Annotated in this window: 25 protein-coding genes, 2 tRNA genes, 1 riboswitch and 1 other annotated feature; of the genes, 23 read left to right on the plus strand and 4 right to left on the minus strand. The window is 34.0% G+C overall.

The genetic code is table 11. From position 1 onward, the window contains the following. Positions 1 to 243 precede the first annotated feature (243 nt). A riboswitch (Fluoride riboswitch) is annotated at positions 244 to 319 on the plus strand. Positions 320 to 365: 46 nt separating this feature from the next. Then, positions 366 to 1,550, plus strand: a complete 1,185-nt coding sequence (locus tag KTQ83_RS04150) for a cation:proton antiporter (protein ID WP_186998955.1) — start codon at positions 366 to 368, stop codon at positions 1,548 to 1,550. On the opposite strand, the gene KTQ83_RS04155 is transcribed toward KTQ83_RS04150, so the two are convergent. Then, on the minus strand, positions 1,547 to 2,314 hold the full coding sequence (locus KTQ83_RS04155) for a type III pantothenate kinase (RefSeq protein WP_117926114.1): 768 nt from the start codon (positions 2,312 to 2,314) through the stop codon (positions 1,547 to 1,549). The two genes, KTQ83_RS04150 and KTQ83_RS04155, sit on opposite strands and share 4 nt — an antisense overlap. Position 2,315: 1 nt before the next feature. Then, positions 2,316 to 3,512 (minus strand): bifunctional phosphopantothenoylcysteine decarboxylase/phosphopantothenate--cysteine ligase CoaBC, encoded by a 1,197-nt coding sequence (coaBC, locus tag KTQ83_RS04160; RefSeq protein ID WP_117926116.1) that lies wholly within the window; start codon positions 3,510 to 3,512, stop codon positions 2,316 to 2,318. Positions 3,513 to 3,687: 175 nt separating this feature from the next. Between coaBC and KTQ83_RS04165 the strand changes: the two genes are divergently transcribed. From KTQ83_RS04165 to KTQ83_RS04225, 13 genes are all read left to right on the plus strand, one after another. Further along, positions 3,688 to 4,821 carry a glycerate kinase gene (locus KTQ83_RS04165; protein WP_117926118.1) on the plus strand — a complete coding sequence of 378 codons (1,134 nt, stop codon included), beginning with the start codon at positions 3,688 to 3,690 and terminating at the stop codon, positions 4,819 to 4,821. An 8-nt stretch (positions 4,822 to 4,829) separates the two neighbouring features. Beyond that, positions 4,830 to 5,339, plus strand: coding sequence for a hypothetical protein (locus KTQ83_RS04170; RefSeq protein ID WP_186998953.1), 510 nt, complete (start codon positions 4,830 to 4,832; stop codon positions 5,337 to 5,339). Beyond that, on the plus strand, positions 5,332 to 6,315 hold the full coding sequence (locus tag KTQ83_RS04175) for an asparaginase (RefSeq protein ID WP_117926122.1): 984 nt from the start codon (positions 5,332 to 5,334) through the stop codon (positions 6,313 to 6,315). The genes KTQ83_RS04170 and KTQ83_RS04175 overlap by 8 nt, the downstream gene beginning before the upstream one ends. Positions 6,316 to 6,392: 77 nt before the next feature. Next, positions 6,393 to 6,782 carry an Inorganic pyrophosphatase gene (locus KTQ83_RS04180; protein ID WP_117926124.1) on the plus strand — a complete coding sequence of 130 codons (390 nt, stop codon included), beginning with the start codon at positions 6,393 to 6,395 and terminating at the stop codon, positions 6,780 to 6,782. A 96-nt stretch (positions 6,783 to 6,878) separates the two neighbouring features. Then, entirely contained in the window at positions 6,879 to 7,421 is a 543-nt protein-coding gene (gene rbr / locus KTQ83_RS04185; protein ID WP_117926126.1) for a rubrerythrin, read from the plus strand. A 63-nt stretch (positions 7,422 to 7,484) separates the two neighbouring features. Beyond that, on the plus strand, positions 7,485 to 7,733 hold the full coding sequence (locus KTQ83_RS04190; RefSeq protein WP_117926128.1) for a hypothetical protein: 249 nt from the start codon (positions 7,485 to 7,487) through the stop codon (positions 7,731 to 7,733). A 13-nt stretch (positions 7,734 to 7,746) separates the two neighbouring features. Next, the gene (gene bilS, locus KTQ83_RS04195) at positions 7,747 to 8,208 is read left to right on the plus strand and encodes a flavodoxin family protein BilS (RefSeq protein ID WP_117926135.1); all 462 of its coding nucleotides are present in this window, start codon (positions 7,747 to 7,749) and stop codon (positions 8,206 to 8,208) included. Positions 8,209 to 8,272: 64 nt separating this feature from the next. Beyond that, positions 8,273 to 8,794: a ferritin gene (locus tag KTQ83_RS04200; protein ID WP_117926129.1), complete on the plus strand. Its 522-nt coding sequence runs from the start codon at positions 8,273 to 8,275 to the stop codon at positions 8,792 to 8,794. Between the two features lie 148 nt (positions 8,795 to 8,942). Then, positions 8,943 to 9,848: a quinolinate synthase NadA gene (gene nadA, locus KTQ83_RS04205; protein ID WP_217256085.1), complete on the plus strand. Its 906-nt coding sequence runs from the start codon at positions 8,943 to 8,945 to the stop codon at positions 9,846 to 9,848. 1 nt (position 9,849) lies between these two features. After that, positions 9,850 to 11,142, plus strand: a complete 1,293-nt coding sequence (locus KTQ83_RS04210; protein WP_217256086.1) for an L-aspartate oxidase — start codon at positions 9,850 to 9,852, stop codon at positions 11,140 to 11,142. Then, positions 11,135 to 11,986, plus strand: a complete 852-nt coding sequence (gene nadC, locus KTQ83_RS04215) for a carboxylating nicotinate-nucleotide diphosphorylase (RefSeq protein ID WP_217256087.1) — start codon at positions 11,135 to 11,137, stop codon at positions 11,984 to 11,986. The genes KTQ83_RS04210 and nadC overlap by 8 nt, the downstream gene beginning before the upstream one ends. Continuing rightward, positions 11,987 to 12,493, plus strand: a complete 507-nt coding sequence (locus tag KTQ83_RS04220; RefSeq protein WP_117926133.1) for a transcription repressor NadR — start codon at positions 11,987 to 11,989, stop codon at positions 12,491 to 12,493. Positions 12,494 to 12,537: 44 nt separating this feature from the next. After that, positions 12,538 to 13,434: a CPBP family intramembrane glutamic endopeptidase gene (locus KTQ83_RS04225; RefSeq protein ID WP_217256088.1), complete on the plus strand. Its 897-nt coding sequence runs from the start codon at positions 12,538 to 12,540 to the stop codon at positions 13,432 to 13,434. A gap of 32 nt (positions 13,435 to 13,466) precedes the next feature. Here the strand turns inward: KTQ83_RS04225 and KTQ83_RS04230 are convergent, their stop codons facing one another. Beyond that, positions 13,467 to 15,107 carry a DUF2130 domain-containing protein gene (locus KTQ83_RS04230; protein ID WP_217256089.1) on the minus strand — a complete coding sequence of 547 codons (1,641 nt, stop codon included), beginning with the start codon at positions 15,105 to 15,107 and terminating at the stop codon, positions 13,467 to 13,469. A gap of 146 nt (positions 15,108 to 15,253) precedes the next feature. Here KTQ83_RS04230 and KTQ83_RS04235 point away from each other — a divergent pair. The 5 genes from KTQ83_RS04235 (at position 15,254) to KTQ83_RS04255 (ending at position 18,588) form a co-directional block, all read left to right on the plus strand. Further along, a tRNA-Ile gene (locus tag KTQ83_RS04235) sits at positions 15,254 to 15,330 on the plus strand. A 14-nt stretch (positions 15,331 to 15,344) separates the two neighbouring features. After that, positions 15,345 to 15,420 (plus strand) — tRNA-Ala (locus KTQ83_RS04240). Between the two features lie 57 nt (positions 15,421 to 15,477). Beyond that, complete coding sequence (locus KTQ83_RS04245; RefSeq protein ID WP_244975767.1) at positions 15,478 to 15,954, plus strand: methylated-DNA--[protein]-cysteine S-methyltransferase; 477 nt, start codon at positions 15,478 to 15,480, stop codon at positions 15,952 to 15,954. A 105-nt stretch (positions 15,955 to 16,059) separates the two neighbouring features. Further along, positions 16,060 to 16,298: a binding site (T-box leader), on the plus strand. 69 nt (positions 16,299 to 16,367) lie between these two features. Next, the gene (locus KTQ83_RS04250) at positions 16,368 to 17,519 is read left to right on the plus strand and encodes a YkvI family membrane protein (RefSeq protein ID WP_217256090.1); all 1,152 of its coding nucleotides are present in this window, start codon (positions 16,368 to 16,370) and stop codon (positions 17,517 to 17,519) included. After that, positions 17,506 to 18,588: an iron-containing alcohol dehydrogenase family protein gene (locus KTQ83_RS04255; RefSeq protein ID WP_117925556.1), complete on the plus strand. Its 1,083-nt coding sequence runs from the start codon at positions 17,506 to 17,508 to the stop codon at positions 18,586 to 18,588. The genes KTQ83_RS04250 and KTQ83_RS04255 overlap by 14 nt, the downstream gene beginning before the upstream one ends. A 64-nt stretch (positions 18,589 to 18,652) precedes the next feature. Here the strand turns inward: KTQ83_RS04255 and KTQ83_RS04260 are convergent, their stop codons facing one another. Next, on the minus strand, positions 18,653 to 19,630 hold the full coding sequence (locus KTQ83_RS04260) for a restriction endonuclease (RefSeq protein WP_186998946.1): 978 nt from the start codon (positions 19,628 to 19,630) through the stop codon (positions 18,653 to 18,655). Positions 19,631 to 19,804: 174 nt separating this feature from the next. Here KTQ83_RS04260 and ftsX (KTQ83_RS04265) point away from each other — a divergent pair, with 174 nt between their 5' ends. From ftsX (KTQ83_RS04265) to ftsX (KTQ83_RS04280), 4 genes are read left to right on the plus strand one after another with little or no spacing between them, the layout of a single operon-like run. Further along, positions 19,805 to 20,707, plus strand: a complete 903-nt coding sequence (ftsX, locus tag KTQ83_RS04265; RefSeq protein ID WP_186998945.1) for a permease-like cell division protein FtsX — start codon at positions 19,805 to 19,807, stop codon at positions 20,705 to 20,707. Further along, positions 20,704 to 22,068, plus strand: a complete 1,365-nt coding sequence (locus KTQ83_RS04270; protein ID WP_186998944.1) for a murein hydrolase activator EnvC family protein — start codon at positions 20,704 to 20,706, stop codon at positions 22,066 to 22,068. The genes ftsX (KTQ83_RS04265) and KTQ83_RS04270 overlap by 4 nt, the downstream gene beginning before the upstream one ends. A gap of 10 nt (positions 22,069 to 22,078) precedes the next feature. Then, on the plus strand, positions 22,079 to 22,765 hold the full coding sequence (ftsE, locus tag KTQ83_RS04275; protein ID WP_117925559.1) for a cell division ATP-binding protein FtsE: 687 nt from the start codon (positions 22,079 to 22,081) through the stop codon (positions 22,763 to 22,765). Further along, on the plus strand, positions 22,762 to 23,664 hold the full coding sequence (ftsX, locus tag KTQ83_RS04280) for a permease-like cell division protein FtsX (protein WP_227402829.1): 903 nt from the start codon (positions 22,762 to 22,764) through the stop codon (positions 23,662 to 23,664). The genes ftsE and ftsX (KTQ83_RS04280) overlap by 4 nt, the downstream gene beginning before the upstream one ends. The last annotated feature ends 14 nt before the right edge of the window (positions 23,665 to 23,678 follow it).

Below are 23,678 nucleotides of genomic sequence, written 5' to 3' on the forward strand. Positions count from 1 at the left end.
GAAAAGCGAGAAAGGAGATGTAAAAGTGTGCAGAGCATTCTATGAAATGTTTGAATAATCAACAAACAGAGGAATCCATATGGTATCAAGCAAGGCACTGAACAAGGTATTGAACTAAATCAATTTGAAGTATATCAAATCATGCTAGACAAAGGTTTTAGTGTTAAAGTTATCGCATCCATTTTCTCAGTGAGCGAAGAATCGATTAAAAAGTTATTGATGAAAGCTTAGATGTCGTAGTATAATCTCATTGGGAATGAAGTTCTCCCTTAGTTGTAAACTAAAACCGCTTTTATAAGCTGATGACTTCTGTGTTTTTAACGCGGAAACCATCAGCTTTTCTGCGTTTTGAAAGGAGAGATAAAATGCTGATCAGTCTATCTTATATTTTTCTTGCAGGAATGTTTTTATCTTGGTTATGTAAAAAGATGAGATTACCTGGGCTATTAGGAATGATATTTACAGGAATTCTTTTAGGACCTTATTGTCTTGGCTTGATTGATTCTTCATTGTTGAACATATCCAGTGAATTAAGAAAGATTGCTCTAATTATTATATTAATGCGAGCCGGATTGAATCTTGATTTAAGTGATTTAAAAAGGGTAGGAAGACCAGCCATATTGATGTGTTTTGTGCCAGCTTGTTTTGAGATGGTTGGAATGATTTTGTTGGCGCCAAAATTATTAGGAATTTCTTTATTAGATGCTGCTATTATGGGAAGCGTTGTTGCAGCCGTAAGTCCTGCAGTTATTGTTCCAAAAATGTTACAACTTATGGATGAAGGATATGGAACGAAAGAAAGTATTCCACAATTGATTTTAGCTGGAGCAAGTGTAGATGATGTATTTGTGATTGTGATGTTTACGGCATTTCTTAGTTTAGCCCAAGGAGAAAGCGTGAATATATTAAGCTTTGTGAATATTCCACTATCCATTCTAACTGGTATTATATGTGGAGCATTATTAGGAAAAGGTTTTGCAATCTTCTTTAAGAAAAATCATATGCGAGATACTATAAAGATTTTAGTTCTACTAAGTGTGGCATTTATTCTAGTGACATTTGAGGATGCTTTACCAATTCCATTTTCAGGATTAATTGCGATTATGTTTATGGGAATTTTCCTTCAAAGAAATCATTCAGTTGCATCCAAACGACTATCCGTTAAATTTAATAAGTTATGGGTAGGTGCTGAAGTCTTATTATTTGTGTTAGTTGGAGCTTGTGTAAATATTTTTTATGCATTAAAAGCAGGCGTTATGGCTATTCTGTTGATATTTGGCGTGCTTTTATTTAGAATGCTTGGAGTATTTATTTGTTTGTTAAAAACATCTTTGACAAAATCAGAACGCTTATTTTGCATGATCGCATATTGCCCTAAGGCTACTGTTCAAGCAGCAATTGGCTCAGTTCCTTTGACTGCAGGACTAGAATGTGGACAAATTGTATTGACCGTAGCTGTTTTATCCATCTTGATTACAGCTCCATTAGGTGCATTTTTAATTGAACATACATATAAAAAATGGTTAAAAAAAGAACAAAGAGCTTATTAGTCTTTGTTCTTTTCATATATAACTTTTAATCCTTTGAAAATTAGGTTTGGATCATATACATCAATGGATTTTGTGTAGTTACAAACAATTCTTCCTAAACCACCAGTTGCAATGACTTTCATGTCTTTACCAACTTCTTTTTTGAATTGAGCAATTGTATATTCAACTCCGCCCAAAAATTGATAAAATACACCAGCTTGCATTTCTGTTTGTGTATTTCTTGCCAAGATAGTTTTTGGACGTTTGATCTCAATTTCAGGAAGTTGTGCCGTTTGTCCCCATAATGCATTTGCTCCTGTTTCAATACCAACACCAATGGCACCAGCTTTAAAACAACCATTTTCATCTACATAGTCATAAGTTGTAGCTGTTCCAAAATCGGCCACTAGAATAGGTCCTCCATATTCACTGAATGCACCAGCACAATCGGCAATACGGTCTGCGCCAACATTTCTAGGGTTTTCTAATTGAACACTGATACCACTCTTAATACCAGGACCAACAATAAGTGGTTCGATACCAACAAATTTTTTGATTCCATTTGTGAAGGAATGCATCACTTTAGGAACAACACTTGAAACAATAACGGCATCAATTTGTTTTTCATGTACATTAGAACGATCCAAAAAATTTTTTAACATAAAACCATATTCATCACTCGTTCTTCTTACTTTTGTCGTTAATCGATATGTACCAATTAAATCCTCTTTATCAAAAATGCCAATCGTAATATTTGTATTTCCAATATCTACTGTTACAAGCATATTATTTCTCCATCTCAATCTCTTTCATCGTTTCTAGAATTTTATATCCCAATTCTTCTTTTGAACACTTAGGCAAATGTTGCGTATCATTCTTTCTTAATAAAGTCACAACATTTGTATCTGTCTGAAAACCAGCACCACTTGTGAATAAGTTATTCGCAATCAACATATCACAATTTTTGGACTCTAGTTTTTTTCGCGCATTTTCCTCTAAATTCTGAGTTTCCATCGCAAAACCGCAAATGACTTGATTCTCTTTTTTATGTTGTCCAATGTAAGCTAAGATATCTGGGTTTTTCACAAAATGAAAAGTAACCTCTTCATCTGACTTTTTGATTTTTTGATCTGCGACTATTTCAGGTCTGTAATCCGCAACCGCTGCCGCCATGATGATATAGTTTTGAACATCGAGTCTCGATGTGATCGCATCAAACATATCTTGCGCACTTGTTACGTGTACCATATTAACATCATTAAGATCTTCTAAAGCAGTAGGACCTGCAACTAAAGTTACATTGGCACCTAGAGCTTTTGCGGCTTTGGCAATCGCATACCCTTGTTTACCACTTGAATGATTGCTTAAAAAACGAACAGGATCTAAAGCTTCCTGCGTAGGACCTGCAGAAACTAAAACGTTTTTCCCTTTTAATGTTTGTTCCAATTCAAACTCATGATCAATGGCAGACACAATATCTTGCACATCAGCAAGCTTACCTTTTCCAGTATCATTACATGCCAAATGACCAACAACGGGTTCTACAAATTTATAGCCAAGTTCTTTGGCAAGTTTAATATTTCTTTGGGTGACCTCATTCTCATACATATGAACATTCATTGCCGGACAAATTAATTTTTTAGTATGACAAGCCAAGAATGTTGTTGAAACAATATCATCCGCAATACCATGAACAACTTTGGCAATGATATTGGCTGTAGCCGGAACTAGCACCATGATATCAGCCCATTTAGCTAAAGTAATGTGGGCAATTGGATCTTCATTTGTTTCGTCAAACAAAGAAACTTCACATTTATGTTTACTCAAAGATTCAAAGTTGATTGGTTTGACAAATTCTTGAGCATGTTTTGTCATGACAACTTTGATTTCATAATCTTTTTTGGATAATTTGCTGACAAGATCGCAAGCTTTGTAGGCTGCAATACCTCCAGACACCCCTATAACGACATGTTTTTTTTCCATGATTATTGATTCTCCTTTGTGAATAAAATCACGTATAGATTTTCACTAAAATATTATCCCATATGACATCTTGCTTTTCAAGCAACAATAAAGTATTAACTATGGATATTTAAACTTATGAAACTGAAAAATTAAAAAAGTGTTTATTTTTTGTGGCATATGGTAAAATGTACGCATGAAAATAATTGTTGCGTGTGACTCTTTTAAAGGTTGTATGTCTTCAAAAGAAGTCGAAGAAAGTATAAAAAAAGGAATATTAAAGGCAAATAATAAACATGAAGTTTTAACTTTTCCTATGGCCGATGGCGGAGAAGGAACGGCTATGGTGTTTTGCGATATCATTCAAGGAAAGACAATAGACGTATTAACTGTGGATGCCTATGGTAAAAATGTATTTACGACATACTGTATTTCTCAAGATGGTCAACTTGCCATAATGGATGTGGCTAGCTGCATCGGACTGAATATGACACCTAAAGAAAAAAGAAATCCAATGATCGCATCAAGTAAAGGTGTGGGTATCATGATGAAAGACGCACTTTCTAGAGGATGTAAAAAAATTATTATTGGCTTAGGTGGCAGTGCAACAAATGATGGTGGTATGGGAATTTTAAATGAATTTGGGGTTCGCTTTTATAATTCAAAAAGAGAATTGCTTGTACCAAGCGTATATGCTCTTAGTCAAATAGCTTTTATTGATAAGCGTTATGCAAGATTACCAAAAGATGTAGAAATCGTTTGTGCTTGTGATGTAAAGAATTATTTATTGGGGAAGAATGGGGCTACTTATATTTTTGGGAAACAAAAAGGAATTTATTTAAATCAAATGGCAGAAGTCGAAAAAGGAATGGCTCATTATTGTACGAAATTGAAACAGACATTCCATGTGAATGTGAATGAATTTGAAGGTTCAGGAGCGGCTGGAGGCATTGGATGTGTATTGTTGGGTGTTATGAAGGCAAAAAGAACTTCGGGTATCGATTTAGTTATAGAATATTCTGGCTTAAAAAATCATCTTCAAGATGCTGATTTAGTCATTACTGGAGAAGGTCAGACGGATGCGCAGACATTGTATGGTAAATTGCCACTAGGAATTGCCCAATTGGCAAGATCCTATAATGTGCCATGTGTTTGTTTGAGTGGGGCTTTAGGCTTAGGTTATCAATCACTTTATGAGCAAGGTATGATTGGAATTTTTTCGAGTGCTGATCGTGCCATGTCTTTTCAGATGGCCTTACAGACAGGAAGTGAAAAACTAGAGGCATTGGCTTTTAGTTTGACTAAATTTATGGATGGTATTAGAAAGTAGGTTGTTCGATGAAAAAACTATTAACTATATTTTGTGCTTTTGTTCTGTGCATTGGGCTTGTTGGATGTTCTTCAAAAGAACCTTTCGAAATTAAAAAAATTACGGCAACAAAATTACAGAAAAAATTAGATCATAAAGACTCTTTTGTGTTAATTATTGAAAGAGAAAATTGTCCTTATTGTGAATCTTTACAAGAATATATCAAACAAACAAAGGATGAACATCCAAATCTTGTTTTATATAAGATTGATTCAACAAACTATGGCTTTAGTAAAATTAGCCAGGATTCTAAGCAGCTACAAAGCTCGACAGAAGATGGAAAGATTCTTTTGGATATGGCTCCATATTTCCTTTATACACCAACATTATATGTGATTGAAAATGGCAAGGCCACACATGCAGGTATTGGTTATAGTGAAGATGATCATTCAGTCAGTTTATGGGATGTTGATTCTACCGTTGATTTTGATTTGGCAGATACACAAGAGTTCTGGGAGTTTTTAGAAACATATGAATAAGAAGAATATTACAATCATTGCGACAGGCGGAACAATTGCTGGTCGAGGAAGTTTAGGCAAAAGTGCGAATTATGAGGCGGGCACTTTTGATGTGGAAGAAATTGTTAAAAGTATTCCACAAATTCGTGATTTGGCAAATCTAAATACGATTCAATTATACAATGTAGATTCTAATGATATGGGTTTAGATAAATGGATTGAATTAAGAAAAATTTGTCATGAATTAGAAAAAGATCGCTATGTGGATGGAATTGTTATTACACACGGTACAGATACATTAGAAGAAACAGCCTTCTTTTTAAATCTTACTTTGGCATGTCATAAACCTGTTGTCCTAACAGGGTCGATGCGACCTGCAACTGCAACAAGTGCAGATGGACCTATGAATTTATATCAAGCAGTAGCTTTAGCATGTCATATGGAAGCTTGGCAAGCCGGTGTTTTAGCTGTGATTTCTGATACAATCTATTCAGGTAGAGATTTACAGAAAACAAATAGCTATAAAACCGATGCATTTAAAATGGGTGAATTTGGCTCTCTAGGATATATGCGTGATGATCATGTGTATTTACTGAATGCACCATTTAAAAAACATACATTCCAAACCATTTTTTCAAAAATGGAATTTGATGACTTGCCTAAAGTAGAAATTTTTTATGTGCACACAGATTCGGATCCTGAATTGTTAAAATTTATGTTAGGTACGTATGATGGCCTAGTTCTAGCAGGAACAGGTTCAGGGAATTATCCAACAAAAATTAAAGAAGTTTTAGAAAATTATACAGGAGAATGTACAGTCGTACGTGCAAGTCGCGTATTAGAGGGAGCTGTCTTTGATTCAGAATTTTTTGATTCTAAAAGAGTCACTATTCCGGCCTATAAATTTTCAGCGCAGAAGGCAAGGATTTTATTGATGCTTGCACTAAATTGTACTAAAAACCATGAAACAATCAAATCTTTCTTCCAAGAATATTGAAAAAACTTTTCTTGTATTGTAAATAATTTTGTAAATGCTATAATAATCTATAGACTATTACAAGACAGGAGGTTATTATGCAGCAATTAGAAAATAACGCATACTTTTGGCAAAAGCTTGATACACTATTGTTGTCTAGCAGTTGTACGATTGACCGACCAAAAGGAAGTACTCACTATAAATTTACAAATTTAGTCTATCCTGTAGATTACGGTTTTCTTTCAGATACATTTGGTTCAGATCAAAAACCTATTGATGTTTTCAAAGGTTCTATCGCAACAAATAATGTAGATGCGATTGCGATTACAGCTGACATTCTTAAGAAGGATTGTATCGTCAAATTATTGATAGGATGTACAGAAGAAGAAACGATGCGTATTTTAGAGTTCTTGAATCAAACCGAATTCCAAAAAGCTATTTTAGTACGAAGAGGCAATGATACACCATCATGGTCAAATAATGATTAGAAAAGACAAGTCTTAGGATTTGTCTTTTTCTTATGCGTTTTAATGGAAAAATATGTTGAGTTGATTTAAAATAAAGACAGATAGGAGGTCTTTATTATGGAATTAAAAGGATCTAAAACAGAAAAGAATTTAATGACTGCTTTTGCAGGGGAATCTCAGGCATGTGTTAAGTATCAATATTATGCTTCACAAGCTAAAAAAGATGGTTATGTAAAGATTCAGAACATTTTCACTGAAACATCAAATAATGAAAAAGAACACGCAAAATTGTGGTTTAAGGCTTTGCATGGTGGAAAAGTTCCTACAACAACAGAAAATCTAAAAGATGCGGCTGCAGGTGAAAACTATGAGTGGACAGATATGTACGCAACAATGGCTAAAGAAGCTCGTGAAGAAGGCTTTGATGATATTGCTGCCTTGTTCGAAGGCGTAGGGGCTATTGAAAAACATCACGAAGCTCGTTATAAAGCTATGTTGAAAGATGTTGAAAAAGATGCAATGTTTAAAAAGGCAACTTCAACTGTTTGGATTTGTTTGAATTGTGGACACATTCACTATGGCGAAACAGCCCCATTAGTATGTCCAGTATGTAATCATCCACAGGCTTATTTCCAAGAATTAAAAGATCATTACGAATAATAATATCTCATGGTAGCTTCGGCTACCTTTTCTTATCCTTGAAAGTTGTGCTAAAATAATTCTATGGAAATAATAGAGGCATTTGAAAAATTAAAAGATAGTCATGCACTAATATGTTTAGAAAATCGTGCGTTGATTAAAATGGAAAAAGATAAAGTATATATATGGCATAGTCAATGGCATTCAAAGATTTCAAGAAATGATTTTATTTCACTATTTCATCAGAATACGTTTGAAGTTTATGAAAATGACCATGGTATTGATATGGAAAAAGATGAAGAGTATTATGCATGGCGTAATCGCTACTTATGAAAGGGTATATTTTATGATAGGAATTGTATATAGTTCAAAAACAGGGAATACACAATCTTTGGCAAACAGCTTGAATTTTATGGAGTCAAAATATTGTGTACCTGTAGAAAATACACAAAATTTAGAACCTGTAGATTTGTTGTGCATTGGATTCTGGTGTGATAAGGGAGATTGTGATGATCAAATGAAACAATATCTTTCTACACTACGTAATCAAAATGTTTTCTTGTTTGGAACGGCTGGTTTTGGTAAATCTAAAGAATATTTTGAGATGATTTTAAAAAATGTTCAAAATCATTTAGATGCATCCAACTGCGTTAAAGGAACATGGATGTGTCAAGGTAAGATGCCTTTGGCAATTCGTGCAAAGTTTGAATCGAATTCTGAAATGTTGAAGAATTTTGATGAAGCTTTAAAACATCCAAACGATAAGGATGTTGATAGTTTAATGAAATGTGTAAATGAAGCGTTGTGAGAGCATATCACTACGCTTTTCTTGTCGCTAGGAGTATGATGTAGCCAGAAAGAAGGAATGTGCTATGTTGAGTAAGAAAGTAGCGGACTTGTTGAATAATCAAGTTAATAAAGAATTATATTCTGCTTATTTGTATTTGGATTTCGAAAATTATTATCATGATAAAAGTTTAGAGGGTTTCGCAAATTGGTATCATGTACAAGTACAAGAAGAGATTGCACATGCTCAATTGATGATGCAATATCTTCAAGACAATGATCATAGTGTTGTTTTGGAAGCTATTAATAAGCCTAATATTCCTTTAAATGAACTAAGTGATCCGTTAAAAGCAGGCTTAAAACATGAACAATACGTAACTGAATTGATTCATACTTGTTACGCAGCAGCTTATGAAGTAAAAGATTTTAGAACTATGCAGTTCTTGGATTGGTTTGTCAAAGAACAAGGAGAAGAAGAAAAGAATGCTTCGGATTTAATTTCTCGATTTGAATTGTTTGGACACGATGCCAAGGGTTTGTATGATTTAGATGCAGAGTACAAAACTCGTACTTATATTGCACCAAGCATTTTACAGACAAAAAACTAAGGCGATGATTTTTGATTCATCGCTTTTTTCGTGCTTATTTCATTGTGATATATAACTTATATAATATTGGCTTTACAACTGTCTTGTCAGATGTAAAGCCTGGGTGTATAATTCAAAACGGTAAAATTTTTTAAGGGAGGAAAATTCCATGTCTTTAAAAGAAGATGTATTGAAATTAAAAAAGGAAAAAAATGCGATTATTTTAGCGCATTATTATGTAGATGGAGCTGTACAAGATGTAGCGGATTTTGTCGGAGATTCATATGCTTTGGCAAAGAAAGCAAAAAATACAGATGCAGATATTATTGTATTTGCGGGTGTTAAATTTATGGGTGAAAGTGCCAAAATGTTAAATCCAGACAAGAAAGTATTGATGCCAGATTTAAATGCAGATTGTCCAATGGCACACATGGCAAGTAAGGCTGTTATTAAGAAGATTAAAGAAGAATATGAAGATTTAGCGATTGTATGTTATATCAACTCAACAGCTGAACTAAAAACAATGGCTGATATTTGTGTAACAAGTTCAAACGCAGTGAAGATTGTTCGTTCACTTCCAAATAAAAATATTTTCTTTATTCCAGACGGAAACTTAGGTGCTTATGTGAAGAAACAAGTACCTGAAAAGAATATTATCTTAAATGATGGATATTGTATTACACATAAGCGTGTGACATTAAAAGATGTTGAAAAAGCACGTGAAGAACATCCAAATGTTCCAATCATTGTTCATCCTGAGTGTGTTAATGAAGTTGTTGAGGCAACTGATTTTGCGGGAAGCACTTCAGAATTGATTCAATATACAGTGGACAATCCAAGTAAAGAATTTGTGATTGGCACTGAACTTGATGTACTTCATGAAATGCAGTTGAAATCACCAGATAAAACTTTCTATCCATTATCCGATAAATTGATCTGTATGAATATGAAAAAAGTATCTTTGGAAAAAGTTTATGATTGTTTGTTGAATGAGACAAATGAAGTGTTTGTAGATGAAGAAGTGAAGGCTATGGCCGAAAAGTCATTAGATAGAATGTTGGAGTTGGCAAAATAATATGGAAAAGTTAGAGGCAGATATAGTTATTGTTGGAACAGGTGCAAGTGGGTTGTTTGCAGCTTTACATGTTCCAAATGATAAAAAGGTCCTAATGTTGACAAAATCTGATGCGGAAAATAGTGATTCATTTTTAGCACAAGGTGGAATTTGTGTATTGAGAGACAAAAATGATTTTGATTCTTTTATGGAAGATACTATGAAGGCAGGGCATTACGAAAATCGTAAGGAATCTGTTGAAATTATGATCAATTCAAGCCGTGACATTATTAATGAACTGATTGGATATGGTGTTAATTTTGCGACAAAAGATGGTGAATTAGATTACACGCGTGAAGGGGCACATTCTAAGCCACGTATTTTATTCCATGAAGATATTACGGGAAAAGAAATCACATCCACTTTATTAGATGCGGTTCGCAAATTAGAGAATGTTACAATCATGGAATATGTCACCATGACAGACATTATTGAAAAGGACAATGTATGTTATGGTGTTTTGGCGAAAGATGCCAACAATAATGAAATGAGCATTGAAGCTGGTTATACAATCTTTGCGTGTGGTGGAATCGGCGGATTATATGATCATTCAACTAACTATCCACACTTAACGGGAGATGCCATTGCGATTGCAATCCAGCATGGTATTAAATTAGAAAATGTGGATTATGTACAGATTCACCCAACAACTTTATATACAAAGAAAAAAGGAAGAGCCTTCCTTATTAGTGAATCGGTTCGTGGAGAAGGGGCTAAGCTTTATGGAAAAGACGGAAAGCGTTTTGCGAATGAAGTGTTGCCACGCGATATCATGACACAAAAGATTCGCGAACAAATGAAGAAGGATGATATGCCTTATGTTTGGATGGATATGACTGTTTTAGGTGAAGAAGTCATTAAGAATCATTTTCCTCACATTTATGAAAAGTGTTTGGAAGAAGGATATGATTGTACAAAAGAATGGATTCCTGTTACGCCAGCCCAGCACTATTTTATGGGTGGAATTCATGTAGATAAAGATTCACGTACTTCTATGTCCCACTTATATGCGGTAGGAGAGACGAGTTGCAACGGAGTTCACGGAAGAAACCGCTTGGCTAGCAACTCTTTACTTGAATCTTTAGTGTGGGGTAAAAGAGCTGTTGAAGATTTATTGAAAAATAAACCGGCAACAACTAGTGAATTTGATCATTTGACGAATGTGATTAAGTCACATCAGTTGTCAAATCAAGAAAAAATATATCATGATATGGTACTTGAAGAAATAGAAAGAGAGAGACAAGCTCGTGGATAAGAATACAATGCGTTTAAATGTGGATCACTTATTGATCCAAGCTTTGCAGGAAGATATAACAAGTGAAGATGTTTCAACAAATGCAGTCATGCCTTCCTATCAATATGGGCAGGTACAATTGATCTGTAAAGAAGAAGGAATCATTGCAGGCCTTGAAGTATTTGAAAGAGTCTTTTATTTATTAGATGAAAACATGGAAGTGAAATTCTATGTAAAAGATGGGGATGCCGTTAAAAACGGACAATTATTGGCTGAAGTGTCTGGAGATGTTCGTGTTCTTTTATCAGGTGAAAGAACTGCGTTGAATTATCTTCAAAGAATGAGTGGAATTGCCACTTATACAAATCGTGTCGTATCTTATTTGAAGGGTTCAAAGACAAAGCTGTTGGACACAAGAAAAACAACACCAAATATGCGTGTGTTTGAAAAATATGCAGTTCGTGTTGGTGGTGGAAATAACCATAGATACAATTTATCAGATGGTGTTATGTTGAAGGATAATCATATCGCAGCAGCTGGTTCAATCACGAATGCAGTTAAGATGGCAAAGGATTATGCTTCTTTCGTTCGTAAAATTGAAGTGGAAGTAGAAAATTTAGAACAGGTTAAAGAAGCAGTTGAAGCAGGTGCGGATATTATCATGTTAGATAACATGAGTGTTGAAAATATGAAAAAAGCAATTGAAATCATCGATGGAAGAGCCGAAACTGAATGTTCTGGAAATGTCACAAAAGAGAATATTGAAAAATTAACTGCCTTAGGTGTGGACTATATTTCAAGTGGTGCTCTAACGCATTCAGCACCTATTTTAGATTTGTCTTTAAAAAACTTGCAGGTGAAATAAATGGAAAAAGAAGCTAGACTTCAAGCCATTTATGACACGATTTCAAAAAGCGAAGTGCCAGTTTCAGGAAGTGAACTTTCCAAAAAGTTTAATGTATCAAGACAAGTCATTGTGCAGGATATTGCCTTATTAAAGGCAAGAAATGTTCATATTTATGCGACACACAAAGGATATGTATGTTCACATCAAAGAGTTCGAAGAGTATTTTCTTGTTTTCATTTGAATGATCGTATGGAAGAAGAAATGAATGCGATCGTAGATTGTGGTGGCTGTATTGAAAATGTATTTGTCAAACATGATGTATATGGAAAGTTAGAGGCTAAAATGAACATTAGTTCTAGAAAACAAGTCAAGGAATTCATTGATTCTATTTCACAGAATCAGGCAAAACCTTTAACGGATCTAACGAGTGGATATCATTGTCATACGGTGAGTGCACAATCAAAAGAAGATTTAGATTCAATTGAGGAATCATTAAGAAAACTTCATATTTTACAAGAGGCCTAAGAGCCTCTTTTGTGTTAGAATAAATTTAAGAAAGTAGGGATTTTATGCAACAACCACCTAAATTTATGCCCGATAAAGAATTAAGTAAAGTTGGAGGCTCATTATGGCTATATATTATTATGCAGCTGACACTCTCTTTTTTGTTTAGCTTTGTCGCAATGCCTTTAATTATGTATTCTTTGTATTATGATTATTCTGCAATCAATGCCTGCATTGAAATGTTGATTTCTTTTATATCTGGAATCATCATATTATGGTTTATGAGTAGTTCTTTTAAACAAAATATCAAAGATTTGAAGTTTACATTTAAACCCAAAGAGACAATAGATACTGTTTCAATGATGTATTTTCTGAATTATGCGATTGGTATTATTGGTGCTTTATTATCAAAATTTGGATTACCAAATACAAGTCCAGATTTTTCGTTAAACGGCAGTTTAATGTATAACACTTTTACTTTTATCAGTGTTGTCGTGCTTGCACCTATATTTGAAGAGTTGATATTTAGAGGTATGATTCTACAAACATTGTCGAAATATAATAAAATGTTTGCGATTATTGTGACTTCTTTATTATTTGGACTTTTACATTTAAATATTACACAAGCCATACCCGCTTTATTTATGGGACTGGTACTATGTTATATGTATGTACAAACAGATAGTATATTAGTAACAATATTGGCACATGCAGGAAATAACTTTTTAGCTCTAATGTCGGCATATTCAAATCATATTTTGATTACAGTTTTAGTACTTGCCCTTGTGATTTATGGCCTCATTACAATAATACTAAAATCAAAGGAAGTGAATGCATTTATTAAAGAAGAGAAGACAAATGAGAATTGGTATGTAAGATTCTTTAAGCAAATTCCTAACCTTTTATATTTAATATTTACGATTCTTTGGATTATCATTTCATTATTCATGAATATGTTTTAAAAAAGAGGACATCTCCTATTTGGAAATGTCCTTTATTTGTTATCTTTCTTTAATTCATCAAACTTCTGCTTCATTGTAGGATTGTTACGAGTTAAACGCTTGATTGTAAGATCCTCTGCTTTATTATTAGCCAATTGCAATTGTCTTTCACTTGATAGTAAGGCTTCTTTTGTCTTTTGAAGATGTGAAATAGTTTTATCAATCTCTTCGATAGCCGTATTGAATTTTTTGGAAGCTAATTCATAATTTCTTGAGAACTTTTGTTTAAAATCATTCATGCTTTCTTCAAAATGTGTAATATCAATATTTTGATTACGCATCAACTGCAATTCATTTTTATACTGCATAGAATTGAATGCAGCATTTCTTAAAATGGTGATCATAGGAATAAAGAATTGAGGACGAATCACATACATCTTTGGATAGCGATGCGATTTATCAACAATACCCGTGTTATATAATTCGTTTTCTGGCTCTAACATAGAAACAAGAACAGCATATTCACAATTCTTTTCATTACGGTCTTTATCTAATTCTTTTAAGAAATCTTCATTCTTATGTTTTGTAGCTGTTTTGTCATTTTCGTTTTTCATTTCAAACATGATGGAAATGATTTCTACACCATTCTCGTCTAACTCACGATAGATATAGTCACCCTTTGATCCTGTACGAGCATCATTATCTTTTTCAAAGTATGCATTTTGAAAACCAGTAGCACGAAGTTTATTGAATTCAATTTCACAATGTTGTTCTAAAGATTCACCAATCATTTTAGTAGACTGTTTTAATTTGAAATCTTTATAGTAGGCAATTTGCTCATCTTTGGTTTGTAGTAAAGTATCGTATTTTTCCTGCAAGCTCTTTTCTTGAAGCTGATATTTCATTTTATCCTGCTCGATTTGATTTTGTAGATCTTGTTTAATACTCTTTACATTCAATTCGTTTTCAACCTTAGCCTTATCCATATCTTGCTTTAAAGACTGGATTTCAAGGTTCTTTTCATTTAGCTTTGATTGGTATGTATTTTCTAGATTTGCCTTTAATACTTTTTCGTTGTTTGAAATGTTGTTCTTTAAGGCTTGAATTTCATTTTCCTTTGCCTGCAGCTGCAATCTATATTCTTGTTCAGCTTTAGATTCATGGATTTTATTCTGTGAAAGAATCTGTTCTAATTTGGCATTGAGTTTAGAAATCTCTAAATCTTTTTGATTTAATTGCTCCTGATATTCTTTTTGTGTTTCAGTTTTCGTTAACTGCGTACTTGCTTCTAGCTTTTCTTTTAATGAAATGACTTCCTGCTCTTTATCACTTTGTTTCTGATTGAAGTTCGATTGCAGCTGTTTGATTTCAAGCTCTTTCTTGTTTAATTGGTCTTGATAAGCTTTTTCAGTTTCACTCTTGATAATTTGTTCAGTAGACTTTAATTGTTCTTTTAAAGAAATGATTTCTTGCTCTTTATTTGCCTGAAGCTCTTTGATTTCTAAAGTTTTCTGACTTAATTTAGCTTCATATTCTTTTTCAAGTTTAGACTGAAGAACCTGGTTTGAATTCTTTTCTCTTTCTTTTAATTCCTTTTCAAATTCTTCATTACGGACTTGTTGTAAGATTTCATGATAGTGACTCTCATCCACCTGAAATACAGTTCCACAATTGGGACATTTTATTTGACTCATAAGATACCTCCATTTTAAAAGATTATAATCATTAAACTGACAATACTGATGTCTAAAACTAGATTAATTATAATATTTAAAAAAAATCAAAAAAAGACTTGCATAATATAAAATCGCATGATATATTAAATAGGCATTCAGCGAATGGGCCTGTAGCTCAGGTGGTTAGAGCGCACCCCTGATAAGGGTGAGGTCGTTGGTTCAAGTCCATTCAGGCCCACCATTTGCTGAATATATGGGGTGTTAGCTCAGCTGGGAGAGCACCTGCCTTGCACGCAGGGGGTCATCGGTTCGATCCCGATACGCTCCACCAATTAAAAAAAGTAAGTCATCTTCGGATGACTTTTTTTCTATATATAGAGGTTTGATTATGTATATACAATATTATGATTCACCATTAGGTAAAATGTTATTGGCGGCTGATGAAATCGGATTGATTGGTGTTTGGTTTGAAAATCAAAAATATTATGCGGATGGTTTGATAGACCCTGTTGAAAAAGAAACGGCTGTTTTAAAAGAAACAAAAGAATGGTTAAATCTTTATTTTAGTGGTAATGAACCAAAAGTTTTGCCTAAAATGCATCTAATTGGAACAAAGTTTCAAAAGAAAGTTTGGCAACTACTTCTTAAAATACCCTATGGTAAAACTATGACATATAAAGACATCGCAAGAATGATTTCTCCATCAATGTCAGCACAAGCAGTGGGAAGTGCTGTAGGACATAATAAGTTCTCGATTTTGATTCCTTGTCATAGAGTAATTGGATCCAACAGTAGTTTAACTGGATATGCAGGTGGAATTGAGAAGAAAGAAAAATTATTAGAAATTGAGGGTATATATGAGTAATATGTACCATTTTTTCGATGGATGTAAAACATAGATTCGAATTTACTGAAAATAAATGTAAGAAAATGCTTGCTTAAATGAAAATGTGGTGTTATTATAAACGCACAAAACACAAGGAAATGGAGTAGTAAAAGGAAAGTCTTTGTTAGAGAGTTGTCGGTTGGTGCAAGACATAAAGGATTGAACTTTGAACTTACCATGGAGTGGTCAGGTTGATAAGACTTGAACGTAGGCTTAACGTTAATAAAGCAGGATGTGATAGCATCTGAAATGAGTGCATTCTTAAATGAATGAAGAAGAGTGGTACCGCGGAAGTATTGTAATTCTAACCTTTCGTCTCTTCTGTCTAAACAGGCAGCAAGAAACGATTGGTTTTTTTGTTAGCTTGTTGTGCACGTTATAGGAGGAAAATTATGAAAGCACAAAAAGTTGGGAAAATGGCGATATTTTCGGTAGGCGCTGTATTATTCTCAGCACATGCTGGAGGTGGATTTGCCACAGGAAATCAGGCAAATACATATTATGTAGGTTTAGGATGGACTGGTATTGTGAGTGCCATAATAGCTATGTTGCTATTGATATTGACAATGCGAGAAGCCATGGTGATGTATAACCAGAGAAATTTGACAAGTGCAAAGGAATTGTTTGAAAACTTATATCATCCATTCGATAAGTTGGAAATCTTATTTGAGATCTTCTTTAATATCATGGTTTTGATGGCTGTTGCAGCAGCAATTAGTGGAGCTGCAAGTGCATTGCAACAATACTTTGGATTTAATTATTATGCTTGTGTCGTTGCGGTTGGAATTGTTGTTCTTTGCTTAACAATTTTTGGAGCTGACGTGGTTCGTATGGCAAGTACATATATGGGTATGGCTATTTTGGTAACAGCTATTGTTATTTATGGTATGGGAATCATGAAAGGTCAAAATATTGGAGCTATTTTAGCAAATGACTTTACTGTAAATGGTTTTATGGATATGCCTAAAGCCATCTTAAATGCATTTACATATGCAGGCTTTCAATGTGTGACATTACCAACGATCGTAGCATGTGGAGCTATCTTACCAGATCGAAAATCTTGTTCAAAAGCAATGTGGATCTCATTTGTGATGAATGCTGTCGCATTAGTATTAAGTGTATTGATGTTAATTTCTTGGAAGAGTGTTTATGGAGAAACAACTCTTCCTACATTGACGAGTTTAAATACGATGAATGCCAATTGGATGGTTGTTGTATATGGTATTTGTTTATTACTTTGCTTAATTTCTACAGCAGTAACAACAACATTCGGATTTGTGGCTCGCTTTGAAAATATGCGTGTTTTAAAGAATGTAGAAAATCCAGTAAAGAAAAGAATTATTGTATCTGCCTTTATTATTATTGTATCCATGACAATTTCTTTAGCCGGATTAACAAATATTATTAAATATGGATATGGATATTGTGGATATTTAGCTATCGCAATCATTATCGTTCCATTCTTAACGGTCGGTGTATACAAGAATTATCATACAAAAAGTATTGAAGTAAAAGAAGGAGTAGAAGTTTATGAAAACAATTGAAATGTCTAATTATTCAGTCGGAGAAAGTTGTTACAACGAAATCCCAGGTGTATGTGAAAAGTACAATGTTAAAAAAGTTGTATTGATTGGTGGTAAAAGAGCTTTGGCGGCTACTGAACCAAGAATTCGTGAAGCCATTAAAGAGACTGATATTATTATTACAGATTCAATTGTATATGGTATTGAATGTACTATGACGAACGTACATAAATTGACTTCAAATTCAAACGTACAAGAAGCCGATGTTATCTTTGCGATTGGTGGAGGAAAAGCTATCGATACTTGTAAAACCGCATCCATTGAGATGAATGACAAAATGGTTTTTTCATTTCCAACAATCTGTTCAAACTGTTCGGCCGCTACAGCTATTGCCGTAGTATATGATGACAATGGAGCATTGGACCACTATTCATATCCTCATTGTCCAGCACACATCTTTATCAATCCAGATGTCATCGCAAAAGCACCAAGTGAATATTTCTGGGCCGGAATTGGGGATGCGTTGTCTAAACAATGTGAAGTTGAATTCGCAACACAAGGAAAGATTTTAGATCACACGGCTACAATGGGATTGGCATTGGCGAAAACTTGTACTGCACCATTGTTGAAATATGGTAAACAAGGTATGGAAGATTGTAAAAATGATACAAATTCAGCTGCAATCGAAGCTATTGCCTTGGATATTGTCGTATCAACTGGATATGTTTCAAACTTAACAAACCAACCAGAATATTATTATAATTCAAGCATTGCGCATGCCTTCTATAATGGTAGTTGCTCAATTACACGTGATGGACACCATCTACATGGCGAAGTTGTATCCTTTGGTGTATTAGTATTGTATGCATATGCCAAAGATGAAGAAAATTTAATGAAAATGGCAAAATTCAATAAATCAATCGGCTTACCAGTGACTTTAGCGGATGTGGACTTGGATGAAAGCCATTTGGAAGCTTTGACTGAAGCGGCTACAAAAACAAATGAGTGGAAAAATGCACCTTTCCCATTCACAAAAGAAGAGTTTATTGACGCTATTAAAAAGGCAGATGCAGTAGGTCAAAGCTTATAAGAGATCGAGTAATCGATCTTTGCTTATAAAAAGAATCCCGATTTTTCGGGATTCTTTTTAATGATTACATATTATCATAGCAGATTGCTAAAATATCTTTTGGTATGTATTCTAAGAAGTCTTGAATATCAAGTCTTACAGAATCTTCATCAAAATAATTTTTGTTGTCACTATGATAGACACGTTCGGATAATTTGATTAGATTTTCGCCGTTAATAAGTTGAACGTGAGTGGCATTAGCGTATTCTATTGCTTCATTTGAAAAATCACTTGTCGTTATAAAAATCAAGTTATTGGCTTTTTCTGTGACACTAGCTCCAACAAGTTTTTGGATTAATGGTCGTCCAACTTTTGTTTTATCAAATAACTTGCATTCAACTAAAGCGAATATATTGTTGTTCTTCAATAACTTTATATCATATCCTCCATCGTTAGTTGGCGGAGTTACTACAGCTTCAAAGCCTATTTTTTTAAAAATATTTGCACAATAATACTCAAAATCTGTAGGCTTTGAACTATATAGTCTGATTAAATCTGTAATTGACAGGAGGGTGTTGCTATATTCAAATTTACTCTTTTCTTTATTTATCTTTTCAATTTCGTAAAAAGATTTCTTTATTTCAACGCTATTATTTCGTAAGTGATAGATACAGTCCATTAGGGATAATGGATTATCAAAAGATATTAAATAGTTGTCAATATAGAGATAACTATCTTCCCAGACAATATAATTATTGTTCATGCGATTATCTTTTGTTTTATTCATATTTTCAAATTTCCAATGTGGAAAATTTAATTGATAATAATTTTCTGCATAACATTCTTCTGTGCTCTCGATAATTGCGTTGCTCGGCATTATATCTAATTGATATTTATTGGTAAATTCTCTTTTGAGATTGTTATTTAATTCAATGGCTTTTTCTTCTCTTTTATTCCTTATGTAAATCGTAAGGTAAACAAAAGGACCAATAATAATAGTTAAAATAATCCCTAATAAAGATGCTAAGAAGATATAGCCTATTAAATCTTCAAATATGTACATTTTAATTTTCCCCTTTTTATAAAAACTATAAGAAAAATATATCATTTTTTGAGAAAATTAGCGACTTTAATGTTATTTTCACATGGAAAGATTAGAATGAAGGTGTATGTGAAATTTTGTGATTTGTAGGTTGATTTGATAGATATGTTATAATTAGTGATGTAGGTGATAAAAATGTTACTGTTTTTTAAGAGTTTACCAAGACTAGTACACAGTGCCAATAAAGATATGCACCGTCATTTCTTGATGACCTTTTCTTCCATTGTATCGATTGGCATTGCTTTATTAATGGCTTTGTTTATATTTGTGATTTATATGAATGTCGGAGGATTTACGAGTCAAATTGAAAGTGAATTTATGATTCAAGTCTCTTTAAATCCAACACTAGAAGATGAAGAAATTAGTGAATTATCCGATTCAATTTCATCTCTTGCTTCCGTAAAAAAAGTAACGTATTCAAGTAAAGAAGAGGAATTGGATGCGTTGATCAAAGAAAATGGGGCGATGTTTAAACAATATAAGGGAGAGGACAAGAACCCTTTATATGACGTTTTGAATGTGGAATTAAAAGACAACACAAAAATTTCAAAAGTGACAAAGAAAATTTCTAAAATGGATGGTGTTGTTCAAGCTACATATGGAGGTAGTGCTATCAACACGATGATTCAACTGTTTAAAAATATCCGTGTATGGGGAAGTGTCTTTGTTGGATTGATGGTTTTGATTGCCGTATTCTTGATTCGAAATACTATTAAAATGACAATTTTAGTACGAAAAGATGAGATTGCGATCATGCGAACAGTTGGTGCCTATAACTGGTATATTTCTTTACCGTTTGTATTAGAAGGAATCTTTATTGGCTTTTGGGGTGCATTAGGCCCTGTTTTGATTTGTATATTTGGCTATACAGGACTTTACCACGTAATGAATGGTATGTTTTTTAGTGACATGATGAGTATGCTGAAACCATATCCATTCGTACTTTGTACTTCGGGCGGCATTCTTTTGATTGGAATGGTTGTAGGAATGCTAGGAAGTTATTTAGCCGTTAGAAAATATTTGAGGTGGACACGATGAGAAAATATAAATTCTGTGCAGGTTTTCTAAGTTTAGCTATGGCCTGCTCATTAATCATGCCTGTTTCAGCAGAAGACTATTCCGATACAGAAGCCTGGTATGCCAAGTGTAGTCAGGCACAAACTTCACAAGCTGGCGTAAAAGCTTGTCAGGGATTTCAGGAATATCAGAAGAATCGTAAACAAAGTCTGCAAAACAGTATTGAAGCTTATACTTCGAGCATAGCTTCTTTGCAGAGTGATACGACAAAAATGGAGCAGCTTGCCAAGGAACAAAAAGAATTGGTTTCCAATTTACAAACGCAGATAAGTGAAAAAGAAAAATCGATTGAGTTGATTGAAAACAACATTAAAGAATTGGAAGAGAAGATTCAGGCAAAACAAGCTGAAATTGATGCTTGGAACGCACAAATCGAAAATCGTATGAAAAATGAACAAACAACGATTGGAACCAATATGATTATAGACTTGATCATGGGATCGGATAGTTTAAGTGATATGCTACGTCGTATTTCTGGAGTTGAAAGAATCACAGAAGATGATCAGTCGCAAATTAAAAAGTTAAATAAATTAAAGAAAGAACTTGTTTTGCAGCAAGATGAACAAAAACGTTTAGATGAAGACGCAAAAAGTCAAAAGGCAGAATTAGAATCGCAAAAACAGCAGGCCAGTAAATTAGAGGAATCTTATAATAAACTGGTTGAAGAATATCAGAAAAAAATTACAGAATTAGAAGCACAGAAACGTTCCGCACAAGTGGACATGAATAGCATTCGAGACTTTGTGATTTCAACAAACTTCTCAGGATCGATTGAATCCGTATCTGGATTTATACATCCTGTACAAGGTGGAAGCAAAAGTGCTGGTACCTGGGCATATCCTGGTGGAGGCATGCACTTAGGACTAGATTGGGCAGCTCCAATTGGTACAACTGTAGTAGCTCCAGCAAGTGGTGTGATTTTATATGCCGCAGCCCCTGTAGGAAGCAACTCAGGCTATTTGGGTAACTGGTCAGGATATCCTTATGGTGGTGGAAACACAATAGAAATGTTGTGTAATGTGAACGATACACTTTATGCCGTAAGTTTCTGTCACTTGTCGCAAACAATCTACGTAAGTGCAGGACAAAGTGTTTCACAAGGTCAAGCAATCGCGTTATCGGGAAATTCAGGAAATTCAAGTGGGCCACATACACATATTGAAGTCTATAATCTAGGTTCAATGTCTGTAAGTGATGCGGTAGCTCGTTTTAGTGCGGGTGCTGATTTTGCGTGGGGAACAGGCTGGTCAGGCACAGGTACTTCTTGTGAAGCTGGCAAAGCAGCGCCTTGCAGGGAAAGACCAGAAAAGTTCTTTAGTTAGGAGGAACATTATGATTGATTTAAAAGATGTTTCAAAAGCATATCCCAATGGAGTACATGCTTTAAATCATGTAAATTTACATATTGATAAAGGTGAATTTGTTTATGTGATTGGAGCCACAGGTTCTGGTAAATCTACATTGATCAAAGTGCTAAATGGAGAAGAAGTTCCAGATGAAGGTGCAGTTATTGTAGATGGTATTAATGTAGGGGCCTTAAAACATAGAAAAGTTCCATACTATAGACGTAATGTTGGCTGCGTATTTCAAGATTATCGTTTACTTCCAAAATTAACTGTCTTTGAAAATATTGCCTTTGCCCTAGAAGTTGTGGGTATGCCACGCAAACAAATTCGTAAACGTGTAATGGAAGTATTAGAGCTTGTTGATTTGAAAGAAAAGGCTAGAAGTTATCCAGACGAATTATCTGGAGGACAACAACAGCGTGTAACGATTGGCCGTGCCATTGCGAATAAACCAAAAGTTTTGATTGCAGATGAACCAACAGGAAATCTAGATCCCGAAAAGAGTTTAGAAATTATTTCATTATTAGAAAAAATCAACCAAAAACTAGATACAACAATCATGATGGTTACACATGATAAAGTATTGGTTGACCGCTTTAAAAAACGTACGATTATGTTAGACAAAGGATATGTGATTCACGATTCGAATAAAGGTGGGTATAAGAGTTTATGATGAAAGGTTTACGTACTTTTTTATACGAATTGAAGTATGCCTTTCTCCAAATGAAAAGACATATTATGTTGTGCTTTTCTGCCATTAGTGCCATTGGCATTACCCTACTTTTGATTGGTTCGATATTGATTATTGGATTACACGTTAATTATTTTTCGAATGATGTTCAAAAAGATTTGAGTATTCACGTTATTTTAAATGAGGATATCGATGATGAAACAGCTATATCAAGTATTCAGAGTGAAATATCTAAATTGAAGAATGTTTCAAAGGTAGAAGTATCCTCTAAAGATGATGAACTTGAACTTATGATCAAAGAAAAGGGAGATGCTTTTAAAGCTTATCGAGGAGAAACAAATCCCTTATCCAATGCTTTCTTTGTTTATGTAAAGAATGCTTCTTCTATCCGTAAAACAAGTGTGCAGATTCAAAAAATTGATGGCGTATCCAGCACAGCTTTTGGAGGAGACAGCGTTACAAGCTTAGTAGACATGTTGAATATGATTCAAAAGATTGGTTTAGGCATTGTTGCTTTATTGACTCTATTGTCTTTATATTTGATTTATAACGCGATTCGAACGACAATTGATTCAAGAAGTGATGAAATCATTATTATGCGTACAGTAGGTGCAACGAATGGTTTCATCAGTAATCCATTCATTGTCGAAGGTATTTTTATTGGACTAATTGGATCTATCATTCCATATTTATTGGTGCATTTTGGATATGAAAAGCTGTACGAAAGTTTAGACGGAAAACTATTCACACCTATGTTTGCCCTATTTAAACCAAGTACAATCAGCTTTCAAGTAGGACTCTCTATCATTCTTGCGGGAGCCTTGATTGGTGGGTTCGCATCCTTGTTTGCGGTAAGAAAATATTTGAAAATGAAACGATAAAAACATTGCAGAAT

The organism is Holdemanella porci, from assembly GCF_019052655.1.
Taxonomy (GTDB): domain Bacteria; phylum Bacillota_I; class Bacilli_A; order Erysipelotrichales; family Erysipelotrichaceae; genus Holdemanella; species Holdemanella hominis.

Excerpts from the sequence above, each read along its gene's own strand:
- ftsX (WP_227402829.1), top strand. The coding sequence starts at position 22,762 with ATGATGAAAGGTTTACGTACTTTTTTATACGAATTGAAGTATGCCTTT.
- KTQ83_RS04180 (WP_117926124.1), top strand. The coding sequence starts at position 6,393 with ATGCAGCAATTAGAAAATAACGCATACTTTTGGCAAAAGCTTGATACA.
- KTQ83_RS04175 (WP_117926122.1), top strand. The coding sequence starts at position 5,332 with ATGAATAAGAAGAATATTACAATCATTGCGACAGGCGGAACAATTGCT.
- KTQ83_RS04220 (WP_117926133.1), top strand. The coding sequence starts at position 11,987 with ATGGAAAAAGAAGCTAGACTTCAAGCCATTTATGACACGATTTCAAAA.
- KTQ83_RS04245 (WP_244975767.1), top strand. The coding sequence starts at position 15,478 with ATGTATATACAATATTATGATTCACCATTAGGTAAAATGTTATTGGCG.
- KTQ83_RS04250 (WP_217256090.1), top strand. The coding sequence starts at position 16,368 with ATGAAAGCACAAAAAGTTGGGAAAATGGCGATATTTTCGGTAGGCGCT.
- KTQ83_RS04260 (WP_186998946.1), bottom strand. The coding sequence starts at position 19,630 with ATGTACATATTTGAAGATTTAATAGGCTATATCTTCTTAGCATCTTTA.
- ftsX (WP_186998945.1), top strand. The coding sequence starts at position 19,805 with ATGTTACTGTTTTTTAAGAGTTTACCAAGACTAGTACACAGTGCCAAT.
- KTQ83_RS04230 (WP_217256089.1), bottom strand. The coding sequence starts at position 15,107 with ATGAGTCAAATAAAATGTCCCAATTGTGGAACTGTATTTCAGGTGGAT.
- ftsE (WP_117925559.1), top strand. The coding sequence starts at position 22,079 with ATGATTGATTTAAAAGATGTTTCAAAAGCATATCCCAATGGAGTACAT.
- KTQ83_RS04190 (WP_117926128.1), top strand. The coding sequence starts at position 7,485 with ATGGAAATAATAGAGGCATTTGAAAAATTAAAAGATAGTCATGCACTA.
- bilS (WP_117926135.1), top strand. The coding sequence starts at position 7,747 with ATGATAGGAATTGTATATAGTTCAAAAACAGGGAATACACAATCTTTG.
- KTQ83_RS04155 (WP_117926114.1), bottom strand. The coding sequence starts at position 2,314 with ATGCTTGTAACAGTAGATATTGGAAATACAAATATTACGATTGGCATT.
- KTQ83_RS04210 (WP_217256086.1), top strand. The coding sequence starts at position 9,850 with ATGGAAAAGTTAGAGGCAGATATAGTTATTGTTGGAACAGGTGCAAGT.
- rbr (WP_117926126.1), top strand. The coding sequence starts at position 6,879 with ATGGAATTAAAAGGATCTAAAACAGAAAAGAATTTAATGACTGCTTTT.
- KTQ83_RS04255 (WP_117925556.1), top strand. The coding sequence starts at position 17,506 with ATGAAAACAATTGAAATGTCTAATTATTCAGTCGGAGAAAGTTGTTAC.
- KTQ83_RS04200 (WP_117926129.1), top strand. The coding sequence starts at position 8,273 with ATGTTGAGTAAGAAAGTAGCGGACTTGTTGAATAATCAAGTTAATAAA.
- coaBC (WP_117926116.1), bottom strand. The coding sequence starts at position 3,512 with ATGGAAAAAAAACATGTCGTTATAGGGGTGTCTGGAGGTATTGCAGCC.
- nadA (WP_217256085.1), top strand. The coding sequence starts at position 8,943 with ATGTCTTTAAAAGAAGATGTATTGAAATTAAAAAAGGAAAAAAATGCG.
- KTQ83_RS04270 (WP_186998944.1), top strand. The coding sequence starts at position 20,704 with ATGAGAAAATATAAATTCTGTGCAGGTTTTCTAAGTTTAGCTATGGCC.
- KTQ83_RS04225 (WP_217256088.1), top strand. The coding sequence starts at position 12,538 with ATGCAACAACCACCTAAATTTATGCCCGATAAAGAATTAAGTAAAGTT.
- KTQ83_RS04150 (WP_186998955.1), top strand. The coding sequence starts at position 366 with ATGCTGATCAGTCTATCTTATATTTTTCTTGCAGGAATGTTTTTATCT.
- KTQ83_RS04165 (WP_117926118.1), top strand. The coding sequence starts at position 3,688 with ATGAAAATAATTGTTGCGTGTGACTCTTTTAAAGGTTGTATGTCTTCA.
- KTQ83_RS04170 (WP_186998953.1), top strand. The coding sequence starts at position 4,830 with ATGAAAAAACTATTAACTATATTTTGTGCTTTTGTTCTGTGCATTGGG.